Origin of the sequence: Streptococcus suis, from assembly GCF_002964575.1 — a bacterium.
In the GTDB taxonomy this organism is placed as follows: Bacteria; Bacillota; Bacilli; order Lactobacillales; family Streptococcaceae; genus Streptococcus; species Streptococcus suis_R.
On sequence record NZ_POQQ01000084.1, the window covers coordinates 1 to 25213 of the forward strand.

Below are 25213 nucleotides of genomic sequence, written 5' to 3' on the forward strand. Positions count from 1 at the left end.
TTTTCAAAGGTCTTGTTCACTGCCGCGCTCTCGCGACAACTATCTTAGTTTATCATTTCTTCAACTAATTGTCAACACTTTTTTGAAACTTTTTTTGTTTCTTTTTTCAGTGTTGTGTCTCAGATTTGACAACTCAATTATTCTATCATCTTCATTCAACCTTGTCAACACTTTTTTGAAACTTTTTTTCATTTCTTTCTATCAACACGGTCTCAAAAGACAACTCAATTATTCTATCATCGCATTGTGTGTTTGTCAACACTTTTTTGTTCAATTTTTTAAAAAAAGAAGCAGAGTAAAACTTCCATTGTGGCTCTACCTTGCTTCTTGATTATAATGAACATTTTATAATAACTGATTTATCGAAAATCTTTTAAATGAATTTGTAATTCACGTATCATTTCCCGGCGACCATTGAAACATTGTCCGCTAATTAATTTTTCATATTTATCAAGTTGAGCCTTGCTTAGATTTTGTCGATAATCTCTCAAGGCACCTCTCAACATTAATAGTTCATCGTTTATCAAGCCTGGTGATTGAATTGCATGAGATAATTCATGAATATCTTCATGTGGCATACGATCAAACTTGCGTTTTTGACTTTCCTGCTTGCGAATATGATCCTTGATTCGATTTCTGAACTTGACTTTGAAATAACAATACAATTGAACTTGTTCATCAACTAACCACGGTTCTTCTTCCAATAATTCAAACAAGGTCATCATTCCTTCTTGTTCCCAATCATCGCGATCCCATAGTTTAATATAAAACTCTTTTCGAGCCTTGTTTACAATGCCTTTGACGCTTGCGTACACTTTTTCGAATTCCATTACTTAATCTCCTTTGGTTGATGGGTTAAGTTTATCGAAAAGCGCTATCTTTCTACAGGACATCTTTGTCTAATATACATTATTTGATTTTGTTTGTTGCTTATGACATTTAATAACCACAAAACCCTCACTAAGTATATAATCTTATTGAGGGCTTGTGGTCATTTTATTAGTTTAATAGCAAAGATTGTAGATGTCATACTCAAAGTATCTTTATATTACTCTTTCGTATTAATCTTCTCTATTACTTCTTCGTAAGAAAGGGGATGAACATCCTCGTCTTCTTGTTCAATATTCTCTGGCATTTTGCCTGTTTCATATAGAGATTTAATTTGAACACTATCGAGAGTTTCGTATTTAAGCAAGGCTTCTGCGATTAGTTTATGAGTTTCGCGATTAGACTGAATAATTTCAGCCGCTTTGTTGCGAGCTTCATTCAGCAAATCACGGACTTCGTTGTCTAATTCATAGGCAGTTTGTTCTGATATGTGTTTGTGAGTTGTTTGTCCACCAAACATAGCATGACTACCTTCATACTGCATTGGTCCCATTTTTTCACTCATACCATACTCAGCTACCATAGCACGCGCCATCTGTGTCGCTTGTTCAAAGTCATTTGAAGCACCTGTTGTTTGGGTATTGAAAATAATTTCTTCTGCAACACGTCCACCCATAAGACCAGCTAATTGCTCTTTCATATCTTCTTTAGATAGGAGCATTTGGTCTTCTTTTGGAAGGGCAATCATGTAACCACCAGCACGGCCACGTGGTACAATAGTAACTTTATGAACTTCACGCGCATTTGACAAGACAAGGCCAACAATCGTATGACCAGCTTCATGGTAGGCAACGATCTCACGTTCTTTAGCTGAAATTTGGCGGTCTTTCTTAGAAGGACCAGCAATGACACGGTCTTCTGCTTCATCAATATCTGAAGCATCAATGACAGTTTTGTTTCGACGTGCGGCTACAAGGGCAGCTTCATTAAGAACGTTCTCTAAATCAGCACCAACAAAACCTGGAGTTTGCTGAGCAACCAATTTCAAGTCTACGTCTGCTGCTAATGGTTTATTCTTCGCATGAACTTTAAGGATTGCTTCGCGACCCTTGACATCTGGACGACCAACCAATACCTTACGGTCAAAACGTCCCGGACGAAGAAGGGCTGGATCTAAAACATCACTACGGTTAGTTGCAGCAATGACGATTATTCCTTCGTTGCCTTCAAATCCATCCATTTCAATCAAGAGTTGGTTGAGGGTTTGTTCCCGTTCGTCGTTACCACCACCCATGCCGACACCACGTTGGCGACCGACAGCATCGATTTCATCGATGAAAATGATAGCTGGTGCTGCTTTTTTGGCATCTTCAAACAGTGAACGAACACGGCTGGCACCGACACCGACAAACATTTCAACGAAATCAGAACCAGAAATCGAGAAGAATGGAACGCCTGCTTCACCCGCTACAGCTTTTGCTAAAAGAGTTTTACCTGTTCCTGGAGGTCCCTCTAATAAGACACCTGCTGGAATACGGGCACCAAGCTTGGTAAAGCGTTTTGGATCTTTCAAAAACTCTACCACTTCTACCAGTTCTTGTTTTTCTTCTTCTGCACCCGCGACATCTGAGAAACGAACTTTGATATTGCTTTGCTCAAGAGCTTTTGCTTTGTTTCGTCCAAAGTTCATTGCTCCTCGAGCTCCGCCACCACCCTGGTTCATCATCATCATGAAGAATACACCAACGATAACAAGCGGTAACAAATTAAAGATGATATTTAACCATAGTCCATTAGAACTTTCTGGTTTAATGGTTACCTTAACACCATTTTCATTTGCTAGGGTTTGTAATTCTGATAAATTTGTTTCAGACGGTAGAATAAGCGATTTGAAGTTTTTATAGGTAACAGTACTTGACACTTGGAATAGCTTAATAGAAGAAGCTAGTTCATCCTTGGCTGTCTGCTCTGTCTTGTACTTACCAGTAATTTCAATAACACTTGAATCTGGTTGATAGGTCAATTCTGAAACGTTATTATTCTTAAGCTCGGTAATAACTTGTGAATAGCTGATTTCTTGAGTCGCAACCTGTTGACCTGCATTAAAAAATTGGAATGCTGTAAGAATGGTCGCGATGACAAGAATAATGAGAAAAGGATTTCTTATAAATCCTTTATTTTGTTGATTGTTCATAATATAGTAGGAAACCTTTTTCTAATTTGTATAAACTTCCTCTTTTAGTACACCAACGTAAGGAAGGTTACGGTAGTTTTCATCGTAGTCTAATCCAAAGCCAACTACAAATTCATTTGGAATAGTGAAGCAAGTATAGTCTGGCTCAATTTCAACTACACGACCTTCTGGTTTATCAAGTAATGTAGCAATCTTGATTGAAGCAGCTTGACGGAATGCAAAAAGCTCTTTCAATTCCTTCAAGGTACGACCAGTATCAATAATATCCTCAACAAAGATAATATGACGACCAGCAACACTGTTATCTAAATCCTTGATGATTTTAACAGTTCCGCTACTCTCCGTACCACCATGATAGCTTGAAACAACCATATAATCCGTTTCGATATGCGCATCAATATGCTTCATCAATTCTGCCATAAATGGAATAGAACCTTTTAAAATTCCAACAAGAATAGGGTTCTTATCTGCGTAATCTTTTGCTAGAATTTGCCCAAGTTCTTTACATTTTGCAACAATTTCTTCTTCTGAAACAAGAATTTTCTTAATATCTTTGTCCAACATAGTTGTTCTACTCTTTCATTTTAATATATAAGGTAGCTTTGATTATATCATTTTTTATTGATTTACTCAAATCACTGCTAGCAAGATTGGCAATTCCATAAATTTTACCAGCCTGTTCAATCACAACTGCCTCTTGACGAACTTTCTGAGGTATTTTATTATCAATAAACCAGCGACGAAGTTTTTTAGTGACGCCGTTTATTCGGATAGTATCTCCCGCCTGTCTTCCTCGTACTAGAATGGGTAAATGACTTGGAAAATGTAAAACCTGCTCCGCGTCTTCCATTGGGTGATTGAGTGAAAAAATATACGAACCATAAGAAAAAATACCTTCTGATTCTATCATGATTGGTTCTATTTGCTCATCCGTCTGAGGTCCTATTTTATCAATTGTGAAACGATGATAATCTTTTTCTAAAACATAATTATTTTTTAGTAGATGTTTATAATTCGCTTTTGATTGCAAAATATGAAGAACCTCGTCAAACTGGGAACGGGATAATTGTAAATCAGGGAAGCCTTCTAAATATTCCTCTAGTAAATACCTCTGGACTGCTTGTGTCTGTTGCAGAAAACTTGTCAAATCTGTAACAGATAAATCTTTTGTTAAATCTCGTAACGCCTGTAATAGATTTCTAGTATCAGTTGCAAGGTTATTGACAGCAAACTCAATTTTAGGATTTTCCTGTTTGAATTGTGGTAAATAGGTATTCCTTACCCTATTTCTAAAATAGTTTAAACTTTGATTGCTGGAATCTTCAAAATGAAATACATTTTTGAAATCAGACTTTTTAAAAGACAAGAGTGGTCGAATGAGTTCTCCATTTGCAAAAGGCTGGATAGGCTGAATGGCAGACAGATGACGCAAACGGCTTCCCCTAATCAATCGCATTAAAACAGTTTCTGCTTGATCATCAGCATGGTGGGCTGTGACGAGAGCTGTATAGCCTTCTTGCTCCATGATGTCCGCAAAAAATGCATAACGCCATTTCCTGGCTGTTTCTTCTGAAAACTTCCCTTCAAAATGTGATAGGTAGAAAGGAACATTATAATCCTCTGCTAACTGCCTGAGGTAGCTTTCCTCAAGAGCGGCTTCCTCCCGTTGTCCATGATTTATATGGGCTATACCAAGTTCAATCCCTAATTCTTGTCTGTATTCGTATAGGAGGTGAAATAAATTCATTGAATCCAAGCCGCCTGATACAGCCACTAAAACTTTCTTATGTTTATCAAAAAAGTGACCATCCTGTGTCACTTTTAAAAATTTATTTTTCATTTATTTTAAAATCCCGTAAACATCATTTGCAATTTGTGTAATCTCATCATAGCTTGATTTATCCGTAAAAATAGATAGGACAAAAGGAGATTCTGCATAAACAATGGCTACATCGTGCTTGACATCATCCGCATCACCAATTTTGTGAGCAACCGGAACAGCAATGTCTTTTGAAATACGTTGGTTATCAAACTGCGTTGATACAAGACTTTCTAAAACATAACCTTCTTGTTCATACAAGGCTTCCATCATTTTTCCAGCAACTTCTGCTGTGGTTTCACGTGTAACCATATCCCACTTACTACCTGTAATAGCAGTAATATTCTGGTAGAAGTCGTCATTAAACTGATGTGTCACATAGTAAGAAAGTAAATTGCTGGCTACATTATCCGACTCTTTAGCAGTCTTGTTGATCAATTCTTCTACCGAGTATTCTTTATTGTCTGGTGTTTTAGATAAAGAGCCACTACCACCAACAACATAGGCACCTGGAAAGGACATAGAATCTGCCGTGTACTTCACTTTAGTCGTCAAATCAACCTGTCCTGCATTGATTTGCTCCTGAACATAGTAAAGAATAGGTAGTTTAGCAATACTAGCAGAATAAAACACCTTATCTTGATTAAGACCAGCTGACTGACCAGTTGAAAGTTGCTTAACATATATTCCTATGTTGTTTTTAGAATATTTTTGTGTGAGCAAGGCTTGAACAGCTTCCATTCTATTATCAACTGTAGACAAATCATCCATAGCAATCCAGCCCTTGTCTGCGACATAAGCAAAGTCACCTACTGGCGTAGTAGAAATTTTAGAAATGGTAACAGCTTGATAAGCCTGTATATCTGTTTTGACTTCCTTGGCTTGATTTGCTATCGGAGAAGATAGAACAGTAAGATTTTTATTTGTCCAGTAGGTCTGCTCAACAAGAGTTTCTGTTAAAACGACGTCATCAAATAATTTATTGGTATCTGCCACAATATAGGAAGCATTGTCAATCTGAAAAACCAACTCTTTTTTGGAATTCACAATCACGTCTGTGATGGAAAAAGCCTGATTTGGTTTCAACTGACCTACTACTTGTGTCAATTCTAGGTCAGAATAAAGATTTTCAACTTGAAACACATTTGGATTTTGAGGGATAGTCTGAAAATACTGGTCATATACTGTCTGAGTCAATTCATATTCTTCTTGTGCTGTGAGTTTAAACGGTATTTCTGTACTATCAACCACCTGCCATCCAAATAAAACTGGCAATAACCATACGAGCAGTTTCTTCTGCATACTCCCTCCCTTCTATAAATCCTTTTCCTCTAATTTCAATTCCTGATTTTTTTGAGACAACTCTTCCAACTTCTCTTCCGAATGCTGTAGAAATTGCTCTACAATTTTAAAGATAGAATCTGTCATTTTGGTAACCCTGGAATATTGTAGACAAATTCCCCTTCTTTAGAGTATTGGTATTTGGCACGAACATATTTGGCAGCGTAATCTTCATTCTTTAATTTCGTAACCATTTCAGCTACTTGTTTCTGCTCTTTGGTCAATTCATCATAGTTTTTTTCTAATTCAGCTAACTTCTTTTCCTGTTGCTGAATAGTTGTATAGGTCACCACCAGATTATAGGCTGGCAACATAAATAAAAAGATAACCAAAACCAAAATAGCAGCCATGAAACGATTTTTCTGCTGACGCTCTGCCAATTTATTCTGAGATTTTGCACGTTCCGATTGAATAAAGGCATTATTCAACTGCAGGATTTTAGATTTTCTCATCTGCTTCTATCCTTTTTTCACTGACAATTTCATACATTTTCAGTGCATCTTCTTTTTTTGTAGAATCTTTCATTTCAAGGACTTTTACAGTTAGCAACTTATTGCCGAATTGGATTTCAACTTGATCATCAACTTTCAAATCTGTTGAAGACTTAGCCAAAATACCATTAACTTTAATTCTTCCCTTGTCAGCTACTTCCTTTGCAACTGTCCGACGCTTGATAATGCGAGAAACTTTTAAATATTTATCTAGTCTCATAAACTTACCTCAACTATATATTTTACCATTTTTTCATCTAATTGAGAAATTTATTCTGCCTTTCTGGTCTTGATTTCTTGTAACTTCTCCGCAAAAGAAATCAATTCTTCAATAATTTCAAAGTCTTTCTTCTGTTGAATGTTAAACACAACAGCTAGTTTTCCTTTATTTTCCGTTATCTGAGCTTTCAAATTCGTAGCAGATAGTGCTTCAAAGTAATCTTGCGTTAGGAAAATTTGACCAGCCATGGGTTCAAATGTCACTGTCACTTGATGTTGTCGTCTAAGAACTGTATGACAGAAAACTTGGTCTAAAAATGACTTCAGAAGACCAATTTCAAGCAAGTAGGCTACTACATCAGGATACTCTCCAAAACGGTCTATCAATTCTTCCTGTAGTTCTTGATAGTTTACACGACTGTCAATATTCTTAATACGTTTGTAGATTTCAATTTTTTGACGTTGGTCAGCAATATAGTCACTTGGTAGGTAGGCATCGATCTGTAGATTGACCTCTGAATTGCTTTTCTGACGTTGAGCTGCCTTACCTTGTTTTTCTAAGATAGCTTGTTCTAAGAGTTGAGAATAGAGTTCGTAACCAACTGAATCAATAAAGCCAGATTGGGCTGCTCCCAGGATATTTCCCGCACCGCGAATGGACAAATCTTGCATGGCAATCTTGAAACCAGAACCTAGTTCTGTAAAGCCCTTAATAGCTTCCAAACGTTTTTCAGCCACTTCTGTCAAGGACTTGTCTGGGCGATACATAAGGTAGGCATAGGCAATCCGATTGGAACGACCGACACGACCTCGAAGTTGATAGAGGGTTGACAGACCCATATGATCTGCATTTTCAATAAATAAGGTATTCGCATTTGGAATATCAACACCCGTTTCAATGATTGTTGTGGTCACTAAGATATCATATTCGCCCTCAACAAAGGCATAAAGGGTATTTTCTAGCTGAATTTCCGACATTTGACCATGGACGTATCCGATGGTTGCTTCTGGAACTAATTCTTTTAATTCCGAAACTTTTTGCTCAATGGTGTCAACTTTGTTGTAAAGATAGTAAACCTGTCCTCCACGATCAATTTCACGGAGAACCGCATCCCGAATTACTGAAGGATTGGTTTCCATGACATAGGTTTGAACAGGATAACGATTGGTCGGTGGTGTCTCAATTACTGATAAGTCGCGGATTCCCAGCATAGACATTTGCAAGGTACGAGGAATTGGAGTTGCAGTCAGGGTTAGGACATCTATTTTCTTTTTCAATTCCTTCAAGCGTTCCTTATGCTTGACACCAAACCGTTGCTCTTCGTCAATAACTAGTAAACCTAAATCAGCAAAAACAACATCTTTTGATAGAAGGCGATGGGTACCAATAATAATATCAACTTGACCTTTCTTCAGTCTCTCAAGCGTTTTTTCCTGCTCTGCCTTTGTTTTAAAACGACTCATAACATCCACATTGACAGGAAATTCAGCAAATCGTTCTTGGAAATTAGCATAATGTTGCTGGGCTAAAACAGTCGTTGGAACAAGAATAGCTACTTGCTTACCATCATTAACAGCTTTAAAGGCGGCTCGCATGGCTACTTCTGTCTTACCAAATCCAACATCTCCTACTAACAGGCGATCCATTGGAGAATCTTTTTCCATATCCTTTTTAATTTCATCTATGGAGCGGAGTTGATCGTCAGTTTCCACATGTGTAAAGTAGTTGTCAAATTCAACTTGATTTTCATCATCCGGTGAAAAGGCAAAACCTTTCAACTGACTACGTTCAGCGTAAAGCTTAATCAAATCATCCGCAATATCCTCGACTTGTTTCTGAACCTTTTGTTTAGTACGCTGGAAACGACCATCGTTCAGTTTATTGACCTTTGGAGCTTTTCCATCAGACGCTAAGTATTTGGAAAGGAGATCAATCTGCTCTACAGGAATAGAAATACGATCGGCATTTTGATATTGAACTGTCACATAGTCACGGTGGATGCCTGATATTTCAATGGTTTCTATCCCTAAATACTGACCGATCCCGTGAACATGGTGAACGACATAGTCACCAACAGCTAGCTCACTATAGTCTTTAATGCGCTCAGCGTTCGAGATATTGGTTCTTCGAACCTTACGCTTAATCTTTTTATTGAAAATCTCTTTTTCAGTAATGAGAACTAACTTCTCATCCATCAGATGAAATCCAGAAGCTAGCTGCCCAATGGTCACTTGTTGCTGACCTTCTACTAACTTATCCGATGAATAGGTAGGTAGCTGAATATCATACTCCTGTAAAGATTTTTGTAAAGTCTGTAAACTCGCTTCAGAACTTGCTTGAATAATGACTGTATTCTTCGATTTAGCATACCGAGTTAGTTCTTCTTTCAATAGGGGAATTTGATGGAAAAATTCCTGCATAGGATGCTGAGTAAATTGATAGAGGGCGTCAAATTTTACATTTCCCAACCCCTTTTGAAAACTTGAAAAGAAGGTGGCAGGTTTATATTTTCTTAATTCCGAATAGGTAGATGCAAAATAGTTTAAACTTGACACTGATTTACTCTTTTGTAAATCATCTGTCAATAACTCTGCTGATTCTTTTTCGAATTGAGCCTGCTTATCAGCGATTTTATGAAAATCATCCAAAAATAAGGGGGATCCCTTTGGCAAATAATCTAGCAATGTCCAAGATTGTTCATATAAAAATGAGAGAAATTTTCGTAAATCGGGATGACGATATTCTGTTTGCATATCCGCCAAAACTTCCCGTAAATAAGACTGCTGCTCTTCTATATGCGATTGTTCAATAGCTGTTTCAATACTACTGCAGGCCCGTTCATAGTCAGTAGCTGTCAAAAGAATATCCGATGCTGGAGCAATGCTGATGCTATCCAAATTTTCTAAAGACTTTTGACTGTCAACATCAAAGATACGAATGCCATCAATCTCATCTCCAAAAAATTCTAAACGATAGGGAGCCTCAGCTCGCATATCAAAAATATCTAGGATGTCACCTCGTTGGCTAAATTCTCCCTGAGTTAAAACTCGTGAAACCTTCTTATAGCCTGTGTTGACAAGTTTCTTTACAAGTTTGTCAACTTCAATTTCTTGACCAACCTCAATTTGAATCTTTGACTGTTTGAAAATTTCTGGATTTGGTAAAAGTACCCTACAGGCAGCCATGCTGACAACTAGAACTCCTGACTGAGTTGGATCAGTCAGAAAATTCAAGCTATCAATTCTTGACTGCGTCCGTTCCTTAGAAGCGAAAACAAACTCTGCAATCGGACTATCATCTGTAAAGAAGTTGTAAATATTCTCACTACCTATAATGGCTGATAAATCTGTAGCCAACCTCTCCGCTTCATTCTGACTAGCCGTTACAATCATTATTTTCTCAGCCAAACTATCATAGGCAGTCGCCATGACTAATGACTTACTTGTTCCAGACAATCCTAATAGTAACTGACGTGTTGATTTGTTCAAACCAGACTGCCATTGATTGATCTGCTTGTTCTTGTGAAGTATATCTAGTATATTCATTAGCCATTAAACTTTCTCATAATGGTATCAAAATCATCTTCTTCCAAATAGAAGTTGACAGCCTTGTCAAGTTTATCTAGTGCTAAGTCGATTTCAATACGGTCTTCTGTGTCAAATCCTGATAGTACATGGTTGACAACACTCATTTTTCCTTTTGGTCGTCCAATACCAATCTTGATACGGTCAAATTCCTGTGTGCCAATATGCTTAACAATGGACTTAATCCCGTTGTGGCCACCTGCCGAACCTTTTTGTCGGAAACGGATTTTTCCTACTGCCATATCCAAATCGTCGTAAGCCACCAAGATATCCTTTTCATCCAAACCATAATAGGCCATCAAGGCATGGACTGCCTTGCCTGATTCGTTCATGAAGGTGGTTGGTTTGACCAGGTAAATTTTTTCACCGTCAATAAAGGTTGTGGCAATATCTGCTTGGAAAATCTTGTCATGACTAAAAGTCACATTTTCACGCTTGGCAATCTTATCCAACAACATAAAGCCGACATTGTGCTTAGTTTCAAAATAGCGGTCCCCAGGATTTCCTAGGCCTATGATTAATCGTGTCATTTTTTCTCCTTATCGTCACTTAGTTTATCTTTTATTACTTCAACGAACGAGGAAACTTCGTTTCCTTATTTCCAGATTCAAATAATTATGAAATTATTTGAACTCACCTTGCCGTACTCTAGTACTGCCTACGGTTCGTTGCCTAGTACTAAAAGCAAACTAAACGACTAGAAATACCAAAAGGCTGGAAAATGCATTCCAACCTGATTGTCTATTATACGTTAAAGCGGAACTCCATGATGTCCCCATCTTGAACAACGTACTCTTTTCCTTCCTCACGGAGTCGTCCTGCTTCTTTAACGGCCTTCTCAGATCCGTAGGTCATCAAATCATCATAGGACATGGTGACGGCACGGATAAAGCCTTTTTCGAAGTCTGAGTGGATGATGCCTGCACATTGAGGAGCTTTCATGCCACGCTTGAAGGTCCAGGCACGAACTTCTTTTTCCCCTGCTGTAAAGTAGGTGCCAAGTCCAAGCAAGTGGTAGGCTGCACGTGTTAATTTGTCCACACCAGATTCTGTTAAACCAAGGGCTTCCAAAAACTCACCCTTGTCTTCATCGTCGAGTTCTGAAATTTCTTCTTCAGCACGCGCAGAAATCACTACCACTTCTGCATTTTCTGTTGCAGCAAAGTCACGGATTTGCTGAACATAACTGATAGACTCAGGATCTGCTACCTTGTCTTCATCGACGTTGGCAACATAGAGGACTGGCTTGGTGGTCAAGAGGAAGAGTTGCTTAACGATTTTTTGTTCTTCATCTGTGAAGTCAACTGTACGAGCAGATTTTCCGTCTTCCAAGACAGGTTTGATTTTTTCAAGGACTGCAAATTCTGCCACAGAATCCTTGTCTTTTTGTGTACGGGCCATTTTTTCTACACGCGCATAACGCTTGTTGATGCTCTCTAGGTCCGCCAAAATCAATTCTAGGTTAATGGTATCAATATCTGCGATAGGGTCCACAAAGGCGTCTTCACGGCCTTGTTCACGCATAACATTTTCATCATCAAAAGCACGCACCACGTGGACAATGGCATCAACTTCGCGGATATTGGCCAAGAATTTATTTCCAAGCCCCTCACCTTTAGAAGCACCTTTTACGATACCAGCAATATCGGTAAATTCAAAAGTAGTTGGCACTGTCTTTTTAGGAGTGATGAGTTCTGTCAACTTCTGCAAACGCTCATCAGGCACTTCTACAATGCCGACGTTTGGATCAATGGTCGCAAAGGGATAGTTGGCAGCCTCTGCTCCTGCCTTGGTAATTGCGTTAAATAGGGTTGATTTACCAACGTTTGGCAAACCGACGATTCCTGCTGTTAAAGCCATATTTTTACTCTCCAATTAAAAATTCAATCATGACTATTATAGCAGAAAAATAGAGAAAAAGCTTGCTGTTTGGCAAGCTTCGTTAAAAATAATGCTTAATAAACATTGCACATAAGAAGACAATGAAACAAAGAATGAGAAAGACAAAATCTCCTCTTGTAAGCTGTCGTTTGGATTCTTCGTTCAAGTATTCCCAAACATTCATTTTTCCTCGCTGTTCCACCACAATTTCCTTCTCGGGCTCTTTGCCTAAAACCAGATAATCCAGACTGACACCAAAAATTTCTGACAGCTGGACCAGTTTGTCAATGTCTGGCGTTGCTTCGCCATTTTCCCATTTGGAAACAGCCTGACGGGAAATATAGAGTTTCTCTGCCAACTCATCTTGGGATAGGTTCTTGGCTGTTCGTAAAACTCGAATTTGCTGTGCTAACTGATTCACGATCATGTCCTCCTCTTTTTTCTAAGTCTATTATAGTTTAGAAAGGAACAGTTGACTAGCACTTTTTAGGAAAAACTCGCAACCAGTAGTTGCAAACTGTCAACTAGGCTTCACTTGGTAGAACTTGTTTCATTTTTCGTTCAAAATCATGCCGGCTCATCATAACAACATGGTCACAGTTGGTACAACGGATTTTGATATCCGCACCTAGTCGGATAACCTCCCACTTATTGGCCTTCTTGCCGGTCGATTTGATGACACAGGCATGAGGCTTTTTCATTTCAACAAATGATCCTAATTGGTACATAAATACTCCTTTAGTCCTATTTCTTTCAGTATAACATAAAAACGGCTAGGCTAGCCGTTTATGATTAAATTAGTTTGTACGAACCGGTGTGACTAATTGAACAAGGTCATCCCCTTCGCTATTTGGTACCACTGTAAATGGACGGACTGATGAGATAAAGCTGATTTTGACCTGCTCACTATTGGTAGCCTTCAAGGCTTCAATCAAGTAAGTTGGGTTAAAACTAATCACCAAATCTTCACCTGTCACTTCTAAGGTGTCTAATTCTTCATTTACACGACCGACCTCTGGAGAGTTTACATGAGCTGTGACAATATTGTTGGCAATCTCAAGTTTCACTGTACCATTTTGTGTTGCATTGGAAAGCAGACGGGCACGTTCCATCGAATGACGGAGATTGGCGGTGTCAAATACAGCAACTGTTTTGAATTCTGTTGGAATCAGGCGATCTGTATCTGGATAGGTTCCTTCAAGCAAACGTGTATAGAAGCTAATATGCTCGCTTCTGAAAAGAATTTGATTGTTTGAGAAGAATACTTCCACAGTTTCAATATCATCTGTGAAAACAACTGTAAATTCGCGAAGAGAACGGCTTGGGATCACCACGTTAAAGTCATCTCCAGCCTTTTCAAGAACCAATTTACGTTGGCTCATACGGTGTGAATCTGTGGCAACTGTTTTTAGATTTTTATTATCTGTCAAAACAAAGTGAACACCTGTTAGTATTGGGCGACTTTCTTGCAAGGAAGCTGCAAAAGCTGTTTCGTTGATAGTTTGTTTGAGTACTTTTGTTTCTAGGACCAAAGGTTTTGAAGTTGGTACTTCTTGCAGACGAGGATACTGTTCAGCATCTTTCCCCTTTAGGGTGATTTCTGACTTACCGCTTGTTAATACAACTTGCTTTTGTTCAATTTCATTAAAATCAAGTACGACATCAGGTAGGCTAGAAACCACATTGATAAAGAATCCAGCTTCTAAAAGAATTGCACCTGGAGAAGTTATCAACAGACCTGCGTTTTCATCCTGAGTAGAAATAAAATGTTCGATAGAAATTTGGCCATTGGAACCTGTTAATGTAATTCCATCACTAGTCACTGTAATTTTAACTGTTGAAAGAATGGGAATAGCATTTTTTGTGCTGATTGCTCGTTTGGTTGTATTCAGTGCTTGGAGAAATACATTTTTGTTGATTGAAAATTGAATCATGGAAACTCCTTTATTTATTATTTATAAGGTTAGTAGTAGTAGTAGGCCCTGTGTATTCTGTGGAAAAGTGGCTCAAATCCTTTTTCTTTAAGAAAAATCGCTTGTTCACAACTTGTGGAAAAATAGACTGATTTTTAAAAACTTATACACAGGCTAGCGAATTTTATTTTTGATGCTGGTAATTTCAATTTCTAAATTATCATCGTCCATTAGTAAGCTCTTAATCTTATTGTAGGCGTGCATCACAGTCGTATGGTCACGATTACCAAATTCTCTACCTATTTTTGGTAGGGAATTATCTGTCATTTCACGGGCTAAAAACATAGCCACTTGTCGCGCGTGAACAATATGTTGGACGCGTTTTGACCCCTTTATTTCTTTCAGGCTAACTCCATAGAAATTTCCAACTTCTGTTTGGATTTTTTCAATCGGAATCACCATATTTTGAGGATTGGTTTGCTTTCTGGAGCGGATGGCTTCGGCAGCGACTTCTACTGTTATCTCAGACAGATTGCGCATGGTAGCCAGTAGGTTAATGTCTTTTAATGCTCCCTCAAGGTCACGGACATTGGAATCAAATTGACCTGCTAAGTAGGACAGGGTATCATTAGTGAAATCATAGGGGAAAGCCTCACATTTATTGCGTAAAATGGCAATACGGGTTTCAAAGTCAGGAGGTGTGATTTCACTCGTTAAGCCCCATTTAAAGCGAGTCACTAACCGTTCTTCAAGGTTGTCCAGATAGTCTGGGTTGCGATCACTGGTCAGAACAATCTGCTTATTTTTTTGGTGGAGTGCATTGAAAGTATGAAAGAATTCTTCTTGTGTGGTTTCCTTTTTTTGAATGGATTGGATATCATCAATCAGAAGTAAATCAAGATTACGGTAGGTTTCCTTGAATTGCTTCATCTTGTTTAACCGCATGTGCTCCAATAATTCATTGATAAAGGTTTCAGATGAAACATATTTGATTCTTGCATGAGGATTGTCTGCTAGGACCTTATTACCGATTGCATTTAGAATATGAGTTTTCCCTAAACCAGGTCCACCAAATATAAAGAGCGGATTATAGAGCTCTCCTAAGTTATCAGAAACAGCCAATGCTGCTGCCTTGGCCCAATGATTGTTATCTCCTTGGACAAAATTTGAAAAGGTATATTGGGGCTTAATATCAGAATGGACAGGTTGCAGTACCTTTTCTACCATATCAGTTCTTGAAACTGGCTTAGAAGGTTTGTATGGAGTTCTGTTAGTAGGAATTACGTCAGTGACTTCCTCTGTAAATTGATAACGAGTAGTTAGTGGTTCACCGAAAATCTCAAAACTAGCCGCAATCATCAACTCTTCAAAGTTTGTTTCCCAGAAATCTTTTTTAAAGGGACGATTTAAGAAAATAGTGGCTACTTGTTGTTCAATACTCAGTAATTTTGCATCTGCAACGTAAAAATCATAAATAGAAGCTTTGAAACTTGCTTGGACTAGTTCGATAAATCGTTGCCAGAATTGTTGCTCTTTGTTCATAATTTCCTCCTCTCATTTTCTATTGGTTAGACTAGTGTACCATAAAAAGCAAAAGTTTTCCACAGATACTTTTTAAAATCCACACTGTTAAGAAAAGTTTTCCACAGGATGTGAATAAAAGCTAGAACCTGTGTAGATTCTAGCTTTTTATCGTTAATGCTTTGTGGAAAAAGGTGTTTATTCTAAAATTCTATAAACAAGCTTATTTTAAATTGTTGATAATTCGTTCAAATTCTTCCAGGTTGTTAAAGTGAATTCGGATTTCTCCACTGCCATTTTTTTTCTGAAGAATGTTTGTAGTGGTTCCAAGTAGCTGGTTGAGCACTCCTTCTTGTTCCTTTATAAATTGATTTTTAGGTTTTGATCTTGTTTTTTTGCTTTTCTTCTTAGATAAGGTGTTTTCAAGTTCTCGGACAGTCAAATCTTTTTCGATGATTGCATGAAGCCACTCAGCTTGTTTTTCTTCTGAAAATGCAATGAGCTGACGCGCGTGCCCTTGTGAAATTTTTCCTTCTTTAAGAGCTTCTTGAATTTGTTCTGAAAGATTTAGTAATCGAAGGAGGTTGCTGATATAGGGACGTGATTTCCCCATAATTTGTGCGATATCGTCATGTGTCAGGCCCTTGCTAATGAGTTTCTGATAAGAGGTCGCTTCTTCGATAGGATTTAAGTCTGAACGCTGTAAATTTTCAATGATTGCTTGATAGAGCAAGTCATCATCGCTTAATTCTTTTACAATAGCAGGAATTTCTGTCATTCCTGCTAGTTGACTGGCTCTCCATCTTCTTTCACCTGCTAGGAGTTCATAACCAATAATAGATGATTTCCTTACGATAATCGGTTGAATTAGACCATTTTCTTTGATAGATTGCGCCAGCTCTTCTAACTTCTCTTCATCAAAATGAATTCTAGGTTGGTAGGGATTGGGTTGGATATCTGAAATGTTTATAATACGTAGTTCTTCCATATAGGCCTATTTTAGCAAAAAAAAACAGACTTTACAATCTTGTAAAGTCTACTTTGGTTTATTTTTACTGTAGTTGATCTGTAGAGTGTGTCAACTTGATGTCAACTGTATGTTTCTTATTGTTTCTATAATAGGTAATAGTAATTGTATCCCCAACCTGGTGCTTGTAAAGGGCACTCTGTAAATCACTCTTATTTTCAATGACATCTCCATCAATCTCTGTAATGACATCGTAGGTTTCAAATTTTCCATCTGCTGGAAGTCCAGCTTGTGTAGAAACAACGATGACACCAGAAGTTAGCTCCGTATTAGCTAGCCCTGCTTTTTCGAGTTGACTTGTTGACAAATCTGTCAAGTTAACCATGTGAACGCCAAGTGCAGGACGACTGACCTTACCATCTGTTTCCAGTTGATTAATAATGGATACTGCGTCGTTTGAAGGAATTGCAAATCCCATCCCTTCAACTGCCACTCCAGAACTACTTAAAGAACTAGAGGTAATTTTGCTAGATGTAATCCCGATAACTTGACCTTGAATATTGATGAGTGGTCCACCGGAATTACCAGGGTTAATGGCTGTATCTGTCTGAATAGCATTGGTTGAAATGGTTTGTCCATCTTCAGACTGAGAGGTAACGGTCCGACTGAGGCTGGATATAATTCCTTGTGTGACAGTATTTGCATACACACTACCCAGTGGGCTACCGATTGCGATAGCAGTTTCACCAACTTTAATGGTGTCAGAGTCTGCGAATTCAGCTACAGCTGTCACCTTGTCTGCAGCGATTTTAATAACGGCTATGTCAGAATAGGTATCGGCTCCAACTAATTCCCCAGCTACTTTTTCTCCCGAAGCTAACAGAATGTCAATTTTTTCTGCATTATTGATCACGTGGGTATTGGTTACAATATAGGCAGTGTTTCCATCTTTCTTATAGATAACACCAGACCCTTCCCCAGCTACTGCTAATTCGTCGGAACTAGCAATATTTCCAAAAATGGCACTTAGACTATTACTTGCTGCAGTTTGGTAATTGATAACGGAAACAACGGCGTTTTGCACCTTTTCAACTGCCTGAGTTGTTGAAGTTTCATTATCATATTGGACATTGCTGACGCTGGTAATAGCTGAGTTGGCTTGTTGGACCTGTGGTTGAAAGATAGATGCAGTCAACGCTCCAGCTAAACCACCGATAAAACCAACGGCGAATAAAATAGCAAATTTCAAATATCTTTTCATATAGAGAATCCTTTCTGTTTCTTTAATTTTCCTTAAGATTACTCCTGCTTTCTTAATTATAGCTTAAAGTTTTCAAAAATCAATCCACAACCTGTGGATAACCACATGAATAATGTGAACAAACTCTGATTTTCTGAGATTTTTTTCGGAATTAAGTCTACTAGAAGCCTGTGGATATGTTACAATATTTTTATGAAAATAAAATTGATTACCGTTGGAAAATTGAAAGAGAAATATCTCAAGGATGGGATAGCAGAGTATAGTAAACGATTGGGTCGTTTTACCAAGTTGGAACTGATTGAGCTTGCGGATGAAAAGACACCAGACAGGGCAAGCCAGGCCGAAAATGAACAAATATTGAAAAAAGAGGCTGAGCGAATCATGGCTAAAATCAGCGATCGTGATTATGTTATTGCTCTAGCTATTGAAGGTAAACAGTTTCCATCTGAGGAGTTCAGTAAGAAATTATCTGATATTACAGTGAGCGGCTATTCCGATATTACCTTTATCATTGGCGGTAGCCTAGGTTTGGATCCTCAAGTGAAGAAAAGAGCCAATTTACTGATGAGCTTTGGTCAACTAACCCTTCCTCATCAACTAATGAAATTGGTCCTTATCGAGCAAATTTATCGCGCTTTTATGATCCAACAAGGCAGTCCCTACCATAAATAGTTTCACGTGAAACAAGGAGTTAGAATGAATCAGAAAGATTATCGTGTTTTTGAAGGATTACGCGTAGCTTGTTCCTTGACCTTTATCAGTGGTTATCTCAATGCCTTTACCTATGTGACCCAAGGTGGACGTTTTGCAGGTGTACAATCTGGTAATGTGATTTCTCTTGCCTACTATATGGCTAAGGGAGATATTGCTCAAGTAGTTAATTTTTGTGTTCCTATTTTATTTTTTGTGATTGGACAATTTTTTACCTATTTAGCTAGAAAATATTTCGAAAAACAATCCTGGTCCTGGCACTTTGGGAGTAGCTTGATTATGCTAATTTGCATTCTCTTAACTATCCTCTTATCTCCTGTTATGCCGGCCTATTTTACCATTGCAAGTTTGGCCTTTGTAGCTTCTATTCAGGTGGAAACCTTTAGAAGATTGAGAGGGGCACCCTATGCCAATGTTATGATGACTGGTAATGTAAAAAACGCAGCCTATCTGTGGTTTAAAGGTATGATTGAACAAGACGCAGAGCTGAAAAAGACAGGAAGAAATATTTTATTTACCATTATTGGTTTTATGTTAGGAGTTAGTATTGCAACCCAGCTGTCATTTCAATTTGATGAGTACGCCTTAATCGGAATTCTCATCCCTGTCCTTTATATCAATTATAAATTATGGCAAGAAAAAAGACCTATCTCACGATAGGCCAATATGATTCCAGCAGGATTCGAACCTGCGACCGTTCGCTTAGAAGGCGAATGCTCTATCCAGCTGAGCTATGGAACCTTAACTACTTTATTGTACATTAAACAACTAACTCTGTCAATACGGTAAAAATTTTTAAAAAAGTGTTGACAAAAAATAGGTGGTGTATTATACTAGTTATTGTTCTGAAAAATGGTCCGTTGGTCAAGGGGTTAAGACACCGCCTTTTCACGGCGGTAACACGGGTTCGAATCCCGTACGGACTATTCTTTCCGCCATAGCTCAGTCGGTAGAGCGCATGACTGTTAATCATGATGTCACAGGTTCGAGCCCTGTTGGCGGAGTAGATAAAGCATAGGAAACCTTGAGAAATCAAGGTTTTATTTTTTAAAATTAAAAAGAAAACATCTCAGTAATTCATTCATACTGAGATGTTTTTAGTATACTTGTGTTTAAAAATTTGGTAGCTAGTAAAAAGAATGAGAGCGCATATAGAAATAATTAAACCTAGGTAAAATCCTTGAGGTGTAAAGGTAAGAATTGCTTGTACTTGTCCTGGCTTGACATCGATTTTCATAAAGCCCTTTTGAGCTCTATGAATTTTTACTGGCTTACCATCAATAGTAGCTTTCCATCCTTTATCGTATGGCAGGGTAAAAAGAAGTGATGCTTCATTCTCTGTTTCAAAATCAACAGTCACCTTATTTCCCTCAGCTTGTGTCACCACTTGCTTTTCTTTTAGAACAGTGGCAGCTTCTTGGAAAGCAAGTAAATCAATACGATAAAATTGTGGTTTATCAAAGGAAACTTGATTATTTTCAGGGAAATGGATGTCAACTTGGACTACCTGTTCTTCTGAAAAACTACCGATATTAAAGAAAGAAAAGGCATTATCCAGTGTAAATTCACTTGACTGGTTATTGACAGTAATGACAACTTTTTTTGAACTTTCATTTGAGAAGGTTAGTTTTGGTAAATTGAAATAGACTTGACTATTTGCAGGTACTGTTAAGGTGTAACTAATCTTAGCATTCGTTTCCTCACTTGCTTTATTCACAGTGATGCGATTTCCCAACTCTGTAGCATTTTGAACAGAGCTAATTGGAATGCTGTAGTAATATTTATGATTTAGTCCCGATAATTGATTGAGAAAATTGGTTTGGTTATCAAGTGTGAGATTCGTAAACTTGACATCCTTGTAAACTTGATTAGTGAGAATAGCTAAACCTTGATTAAAACTACTTTCATAGAGATTGATGGTATCGGAACTTTTATAAAGTGAAAAACCAAATTTATTTGGATCAAGGGTTGCAAGATTATATTTTATACCAAATAAGCTATCAGCGATAATTGTATTGTTTTGATAGCGGAGGTTGAGGTTGGTTCCATCTGAACGGAAACCTAATTTATCTAGGACTGAGCTAGAAGCTCTATTACGGATAGAAGAAAATTGCGAAATACCATTGTAGTTATACTTCATACTATCGTTTCCAGTTTGTGGTAATAGTCGTTCAGTACGATAGAAACTAGTGTTATCAGATTTAGCAGTCTTTACAAGATTGTCAATATCTGTCAATTTTTCTTCATAATTGGAGCGACTAGGGAAATGCCACTCTTGAGATAATCCCTGTACCTGATAATGTGTATGGATACTGATTTCAAACAGCCCAAAGAGTAGGAAAATAGTAGCAATCCATTTACCTGATAGTCGGTGACGAAATAGGAGTAAGAATAGAATACTGTATAGAATGAGAAATTCAAGTGTCAATAAGAAGTTGACATCTTCTAAGAATGCGTACTGTTCTCTAAAGAAAAAAGTCAGTAAGAAGCCTAGCGTTAGAAAAGCAATTACTCTATAGAAGTTTTTAAGGGAAATCTGCTTTAATCGGATGATAGTTTCTGCAGCCAGATAGATGAGGACAGTAGATAAAACCCAGGCATATCGATAGAGAAACATATTTGGAGCATGCATTCCTTGCCAAAACAGGTTGAGAGGTTGTAAATAGAAGCTGGCCAGAATGGTTGCTAGTAATAGAGCATAAGATAGCTTTACACGCCATTTTATCTCTTTCAAAGTAAAGAATAGGATGGTCAGTAGAAGTGGTAGTAAACCTACATAAATCATCGGAATTGAACCGAATTTTGTTGTATCAAAACTACCGACTAAATTCTTAGCAAAAAAGTCTAAATACCAAGAGTCTTCCGTTTTTAGGTTGACAATCTTTGTAAAGGTCTCCCCGTGCGTTTTTAAGTCTAAATATGTAGGAAGCAACATGAATAGACTGCTAAGGGCGGATAGAATTGACACTACTGTAAAGTTAAGAAAAACGTTTATTCTTTGTTTCTCTAACCAAGATAATTGAACTAGCGTCCATAAGGTTAGAAAAATAGCAGTCATGTAGCCGAAGTAATAGTTTTGGACAAATAGACAGGTCAAAGCTACATAGTAAATCATTTGATTTTTTCCTTCTATCAATCGATGTAAACCGAGAAGGATAATAGGAATGAGGATGAAGACATCTAGCCAGCTATTGATTTCTAGTTGACTGGTAGAGAAGCTCATCAAAGAGTAGGATGTAGACAGGAAAAGAGCCCAAACGCTATCTATTTTTTGATAAATCCCTTTTAAACTGTAATAGGTTGACAATCCTATCAATCCAAACTTGACAATAGTGACAAGATAGAGGGCGTCGGGCATGGATTGTAAATCAAAGAAAAAAACAATCGGCGATAGGAAGGAACCTAGATAGTAGGAGGAAAGAGCGTAGAAGTTTAGACCTAAACCGCTTGTAAAGGTATAAAAGAGAGAACCGTCCCCATGTAAAGTATTTCGTAAAGTTTGATTAAAGATAACATACTGATGAAAGCCATCACTGGCTAAAATAGTGGTGTCACTACCAAACCAAATACCTTGAAAGGCTAGGACAATAGAAATAATAGTCAGCGGAATAAGGAAGGATAAGAGGTAATAAATAGATGTTTTTGTAAATATTTTTTTCATAGATTTAAAAGAAAAGGCGAATGAATCGCCTTTTTATTATGCTTTCCAAAGTTCTTGTACTTTAGCCTGTACTTCAGCGTTTTCCAAGAATTCGTCATAGGTTTCGTCAATACGGTCAATGACGCCATTTTTTGAAATAACGATGATGTGGTTAGCAAGTGTTTGGATAAATTCGTGGTCATGGCTGGCAAAGATGATAGACTCTTTGAAGGCTTTCAAACCATCGTTCAGACTGGAAATGGATTCCAAGTCCAAGTGGTTGGTTGGGTCATCCAATACCAAAACATTTGATTTGAGGAGCATGAGTTTTGACAACATCACGCGCACCTTTTCTCCCCCTGACAAGACGTTGACAGGTTTGTTAACCTCATCGCCAGAGAAGAGCATACGACCTAAGAAACCACGTAAGAAGGTATTGTCATCTTCTTCCTTGCTGGCAAAATTGCGAAGCCAATCAAGGATGGATTCATTGCTGTCGAAATCACGGGTGTTGTCTTTTGGTAAGTAGGACTGACTAGTAGTGACACCCCACTTGACAGTACCTTCATATTCAATATCGCCCATAAGAGCACGGATAAGAGCAGTCGTTTGAATGTCATTTTGACCAATGAGAGCAGTCTTGTCACCTGGACGCAGGATAAAGCTGATATTGTCTAAGATTGTTTCACCATCGATGACAACTTTCAAGTTTTCAACTGTCAAGAGGTCGTTACCGATCTCACGTTCTGCCTTGAAGTTGATAAATGGATACTTACGGCTTGAAGGAATGATTTCCTCCAACTCGATTTTATCCAGCATCTTTTTACGTGAAGTAGCTTGCTTAGACTTAGAAGCATTAGCAGAGAAACGAGCAACAAATTCTTGCAATTCCTTGATTTTTTCTTCAGCTTTTGCGTTACGGTCTGCTTGCAGACGGGCAGCTAATTCACTGGATTGTTTCCAGAAGTCGTAGTTACCAACGAAAATCTTGATTTTTCCAAAGTCAAGGTCAGCCATGTGGGTACATACCTTGTTTAAGAAGTGGCGGTCGTGGGACACGACGATAACTGTATTTTCAAAGTCAATCAAGAAATCTTCCAACCAGTTGATTGATTGAATATCCAAACCGTTGGTTGGTTCGTCCAAAAGAAGAACATCTGGTTTACCAAAAAGTGCCTTAGCCAAGAGAACCTTAACCTTCTCACCGTTGGTCAATTCGCTCATGTTTTGGTAGTGGAGGTCTTCTGAAATGTTGAGGTTTTGGAGTAATTGTGAAGCTTCACTTTCAGCTTCCCAACCACCAAGTTCAGCAAACTCACCTTCTAATTCAGCAGCACGAACACCATCTTCATCAGAAAAATCTTCCTTCATGTAAATGGCATCTTTCTCTTTCATGATGCTGTAAAGTTGCTCATTCCCCATGATAACGACGTCAATCACGCGCTCATCTTCGTAGTCGAAATGGTTCTGGCGAAGAACGGATAAACGCTCGTCTGGACCAAGTGAGATATGGCCTGTTGATGGTTCAATGTCACCAGCAAGAATTTTCAAAAAAGTAGATTTACCAGCACCATTGGCACCAATCAAACCATAGGTATTTCCCGCTGTAAACTTGATATTGACATCGTCAAATAATTTGCGGTCGCTAAAGCGGAGCGACACGTCTGATACTGTAAGCATAGTTTCTCCTATATTTCTGTCTATTACACTTTATTATTGTACTAGAAAGGGCTTGATTTTTCAATGAATTATAGTCTTTTAGTTTGCTTTTAGTACTAGGCAACAAGTTGCAGATAGCTTCAATAGTCCAGTGGACTATTGAAGGTTGGAAATCATACTTACGATAGTAAGTAACATTCGTGTAGTACGGCAAAGCGAGTTAACGACGTAATAAAAGATAAACTAAATGACGTTACATTGGAATCAAGATATCTTCATCGTAGTGTTTATGGTCTTTTTGCAAGCTGAAACCACGTCCACGAACTTGGCTGGCAGGCATGACAACCATAAAGGCAGTTTCATCAATTTCTAATACAGCCGTTTCCAGTTTTTGCATTTCTGGGATAGAGATGGTGGTCATCAACATGCGCTTGTCAACCCCTGTAAAGCCACCGATAATTGGGAGCTCTGTCACACCGCGATCAGCAACTTTTGTGATGTAGTCTTTTATTTCTTCTGATTTTTGAGAAATAATCATGACATTTCGAGATGATTGGGTACCGGACATCATGCGGTTGACAATGTAAGTAATGGTCATAAGGGCAATGATGGAGTGCATGACAGTATCTGGGTCAAAAGCGATAAAACCTAGTCCGACGATTATTCCGTCGATGATAGCCATTGTTACTCCTAGAGAGAGAGGAGTGTATTTATGGATAAATTGAATGAGGATACCTGTACCACCGGTAGAAGAGTTTCCTAGGAAGACAAGTCCAAGCCCAAAACCAAGAATAATCCCTCCAAAAATAGCAGCGAGCAAAGGATTTTCTGTCAAGCTTGGTAAACCTGCTGTCAACTTTATGCAAAATGGATAAATGATAGCGCCGTAAACTGTTTTGACAAAGACAGACTTTCCTAGAAACACCCAACAAATAATGAGCAAAGGAATGTTGCAGTAGAGAACAAAATCAGCTGGGTTCCAGCCCAAGAGCGTATTAAGTGCTATAGCAAGACCTCCAACCCCTCCAGAAACAATATTATTCTCTAAAAATAGACTGTTAAAACCAACAGCCATGACAATGGAACCCAAAGTTACATAAGCAAAATCTTTAATCCGTTCTTTCATACACTTCTCCTTGTTTAAATGTCATAAAATGCAACTTCTATTATCCCTAAAATCCAG

At 38.1% G+C, this 25213-nt stretch carries 22 protein-coding genes and 3 tRNA genes; 4 read left to right on the forward strand and 21 right to left on the reverse strand.

Annotated elements, in window-relative coordinates; translation table 11 throughout:
* Positions 1-359: 359 nt before the first annotated feature.
* From C1E58_RS10125 to C1E58_RS10205, 17 genes are all read right to left on the reverse strand, one after another.
* Positions 360-830: a sigma-70 family RNA polymerase sigma factor gene (locus C1E58_RS10125; protein WP_105210251.1), complete on the reverse strand. Its 471-nt coding sequence runs from the start codon at positions 828-830 to the stop codon at positions 360-362.
* Between the two features lie 218 nt (positions 831-1048).
* The gene (ftsH, locus tag C1E58_RS10130; protein WP_105210252.1) at positions 1049-3022 is read right to left on the reverse strand and encodes an ATP-dependent zinc metalloprotease FtsH; all 1974 of its coding nucleotides are present in this window, start codon (positions 3020-3022) and stop codon (positions 1049-1051) included.
* Positions 3023-3043: 21 nt separating this feature from the next.
* A complete protein-coding gene (gene hpt, locus C1E58_RS10135) occupies positions 3044-3586 on the reverse strand; it encodes a hypoxanthine phosphoribosyltransferase (protein ID WP_105210253.1) in 543 nt (180 codons plus the stop codon).
* A gap of 7 nt (positions 3587-3593) precedes the next feature.
* Positions 3594-4862 (reverse strand): tRNA lysidine(34) synthetase TilS, encoded by a 1269-nt coding sequence (gene tilS, locus C1E58_RS10140; protein WP_105210254.1) that lies wholly within the window; start codon positions 4860-4862, stop codon positions 3594-3596.
* A complete protein-coding gene (locus C1E58_RS10145) occupies positions 4863-6143 on the reverse strand; it encodes a serine hydrolase (protein ID WP_105210255.1) in 1281 nt (426 codons plus the stop codon). It abuts the gene before it with no gap.
* 12 nt (positions 6144-6155) lie between these two features.
* The gene (locus tag C1E58_RS12520; protein WP_032499024.1) at positions 6156-6269 is read right to left on the reverse strand and encodes an SP_0009 family protein; all 114 of its coding nucleotides are present in this window, start codon (positions 6267-6269) and stop codon (positions 6156-6158) included.
* A complete protein-coding gene (locus tag C1E58_RS10155; RefSeq protein ID WP_044678578.1) occupies positions 6266-6634 on the reverse strand; it encodes an FtsB family cell division protein in 369 nt (122 codons plus the stop codon). The genes C1E58_RS12520 and C1E58_RS10155 overlap by 4 nt, the downstream gene beginning before the upstream one ends.
* On the reverse strand, positions 6621-6893 hold the full coding sequence (locus C1E58_RS10160) for an RNA-binding S4 domain-containing protein (RefSeq protein WP_044678580.1): 273 nt from the start codon (positions 6891-6893) through the stop codon (positions 6621-6623). The genes C1E58_RS10155 and C1E58_RS10160 overlap by 14 nt, the downstream gene beginning before the upstream one ends.
* Before the next feature lie 50 nt (positions 6894-6943).
* Positions 6944-10438: a transcription-repair coupling factor gene (gene mfd / locus C1E58_RS10165; RefSeq protein WP_105210256.1), complete on the reverse strand. Its 3495-nt coding sequence runs from the start codon at positions 10436-10438 to the stop codon at positions 6944-6946.
* On the reverse strand, positions 10438-11007 hold the full coding sequence (gene pth, locus C1E58_RS10170) for an aminoacyl-tRNA hydrolase (RefSeq protein ID WP_105114112.1): 570 nt from the start codon (positions 11005-11007) through the stop codon (positions 10438-10440). Before pth ends, mfd begins: the two co-directional genes overlap by 1 nt.
* A gap of 214 nt (positions 11008-11221) precedes the next feature.
* Positions 11222-12337: a redox-regulated ATPase YchF gene (ychF, locus tag C1E58_RS10175; protein WP_105210257.1), complete on the reverse strand. Its 1116-nt coding sequence runs from the start codon at positions 12335-12337 to the stop codon at positions 11222-11224.
* Positions 12338-12419: 82 nt separating this feature from the next.
* On the reverse strand, positions 12420-12779 hold the full coding sequence (locus C1E58_RS10180; RefSeq protein ID WP_105210350.1) for a helix-turn-helix domain-containing protein: 360 nt from the start codon (positions 12777-12779) through the stop codon (positions 12420-12422).
* A 103-nt stretch (positions 12780-12882) separates the two neighbouring features.
* Positions 12883-13086, reverse strand: coding sequence for a DUF951 domain-containing protein (locus C1E58_RS10185; RefSeq protein ID WP_024379529.1), 204 nt, complete (start codon positions 13084-13086; stop codon positions 12883-12885).
* 69 nt (positions 13087-13155) lie between these two features.
* Positions 13156-14292, reverse strand: a complete 1137-nt coding sequence (dnaN, locus tag C1E58_RS10190; RefSeq protein ID WP_105114110.1) for a DNA polymerase III subunit beta — start codon at positions 14290-14292, stop codon at positions 13156-13158.
* A gap of 153 nt (positions 14293-14445) precedes the next feature.
* Complete coding sequence (gene dnaA, locus C1E58_RS10195; protein ID WP_105210258.1) at positions 14446-15813, reverse strand: chromosomal replication initiator protein DnaA; 1368 nt, start codon at positions 15811-15813, stop codon at positions 14446-14448.
* Positions 15814-16015: 202 nt separating this feature from the next.
* Positions 16016-16780: a ParB/RepB/Spo0J family partition protein gene (locus tag C1E58_RS10200; protein WP_105210259.1), complete on the reverse strand. Its 765-nt coding sequence runs from the start codon at positions 16778-16780 to the stop codon at positions 16016-16018.
* Positions 16781-16844: 64 nt separating this feature from the next.
* Positions 16845-18047, reverse strand: coding sequence for a S1C family serine protease (locus C1E58_RS10205; protein ID WP_419579968.1), 1203 nt, complete (start codon positions 18045-18047; stop codon positions 16845-16847).
* 165 nt (positions 18048-18212) lie between these two features.
* Between C1E58_RS10205 and rlmH the strand changes: the two genes are divergently transcribed.
* Entirely contained in the window at positions 18213-18692 is a 480-nt protein-coding gene (gene rlmH / locus C1E58_RS10210; RefSeq protein WP_105106565.1) for a 23S rRNA (pseudouridine(1915)-N(3))-methyltransferase RlmH, read from the forward strand.
* A 24-nt stretch (positions 18693-18716) separates the two neighbouring features.
* Positions 18717-19391 (forward strand): YoaK family protein, encoded by a 675-nt coding sequence (locus C1E58_RS10215; RefSeq protein ID WP_105210261.1) that lies wholly within the window; start codon positions 18717-18719, stop codon positions 19389-19391.
* Positions 19392-19398: 7 nt separating this feature from the next.
* Here the strand turns inward: C1E58_RS10215 and C1E58_RS10220 are convergent.
* Positions 19399-19472 (reverse strand) — tRNA-Arg (locus C1E58_RS10220).
* A 113-nt stretch (positions 19473-19585) separates the two neighbouring features.
* Here C1E58_RS10220 and C1E58_RS10225 point away from each other — a divergent pair.
* Together C1E58_RS10225 and C1E58_RS10230 are read left to right on the forward strand one after the other, a co-directional pair.
* A tRNA-Glu gene (locus C1E58_RS10225) sits at positions 19586-19657 on the forward strand.
* A 5-nt stretch (positions 19658-19662) separates the two neighbouring features.
* Positions 19663-19735, forward strand: a tRNA-Asn gene (locus tag C1E58_RS10230).
* Between the two features lie 77 nt (positions 19736-19812).
* Here C1E58_RS10230 and C1E58_RS10235 read toward each other — a convergent pair.
* The 3 genes from C1E58_RS10235 to C1E58_RS10245 form a co-directional block, all read right to left on the reverse strand.
* Entirely contained in the window at positions 19813-22392 is a 2580-nt protein-coding gene (locus tag C1E58_RS10235) for a YfhO family protein (RefSeq protein ID WP_105210262.1), read from the reverse strand.
* A 36-nt stretch (positions 22393-22428) separates the two neighbouring features.
* Positions 22429-24051: an ABC-F family ATP-binding cassette domain-containing protein gene (locus C1E58_RS10240; protein WP_105210263.1), complete on the reverse strand. Its 1623-nt coding sequence runs from the start codon at positions 24049-24051 to the stop codon at positions 22429-22431.
* 232 nt (positions 24052-24283) lie between these two features.
* A complete protein-coding gene (locus tag C1E58_RS10245) occupies positions 24284-25156 on the reverse strand; it encodes a YitT family protein (protein ID WP_105210264.1) in 873 nt (290 codons plus the stop codon).
* Positions 25157-25213 lie beyond the last annotated feature (57 nt).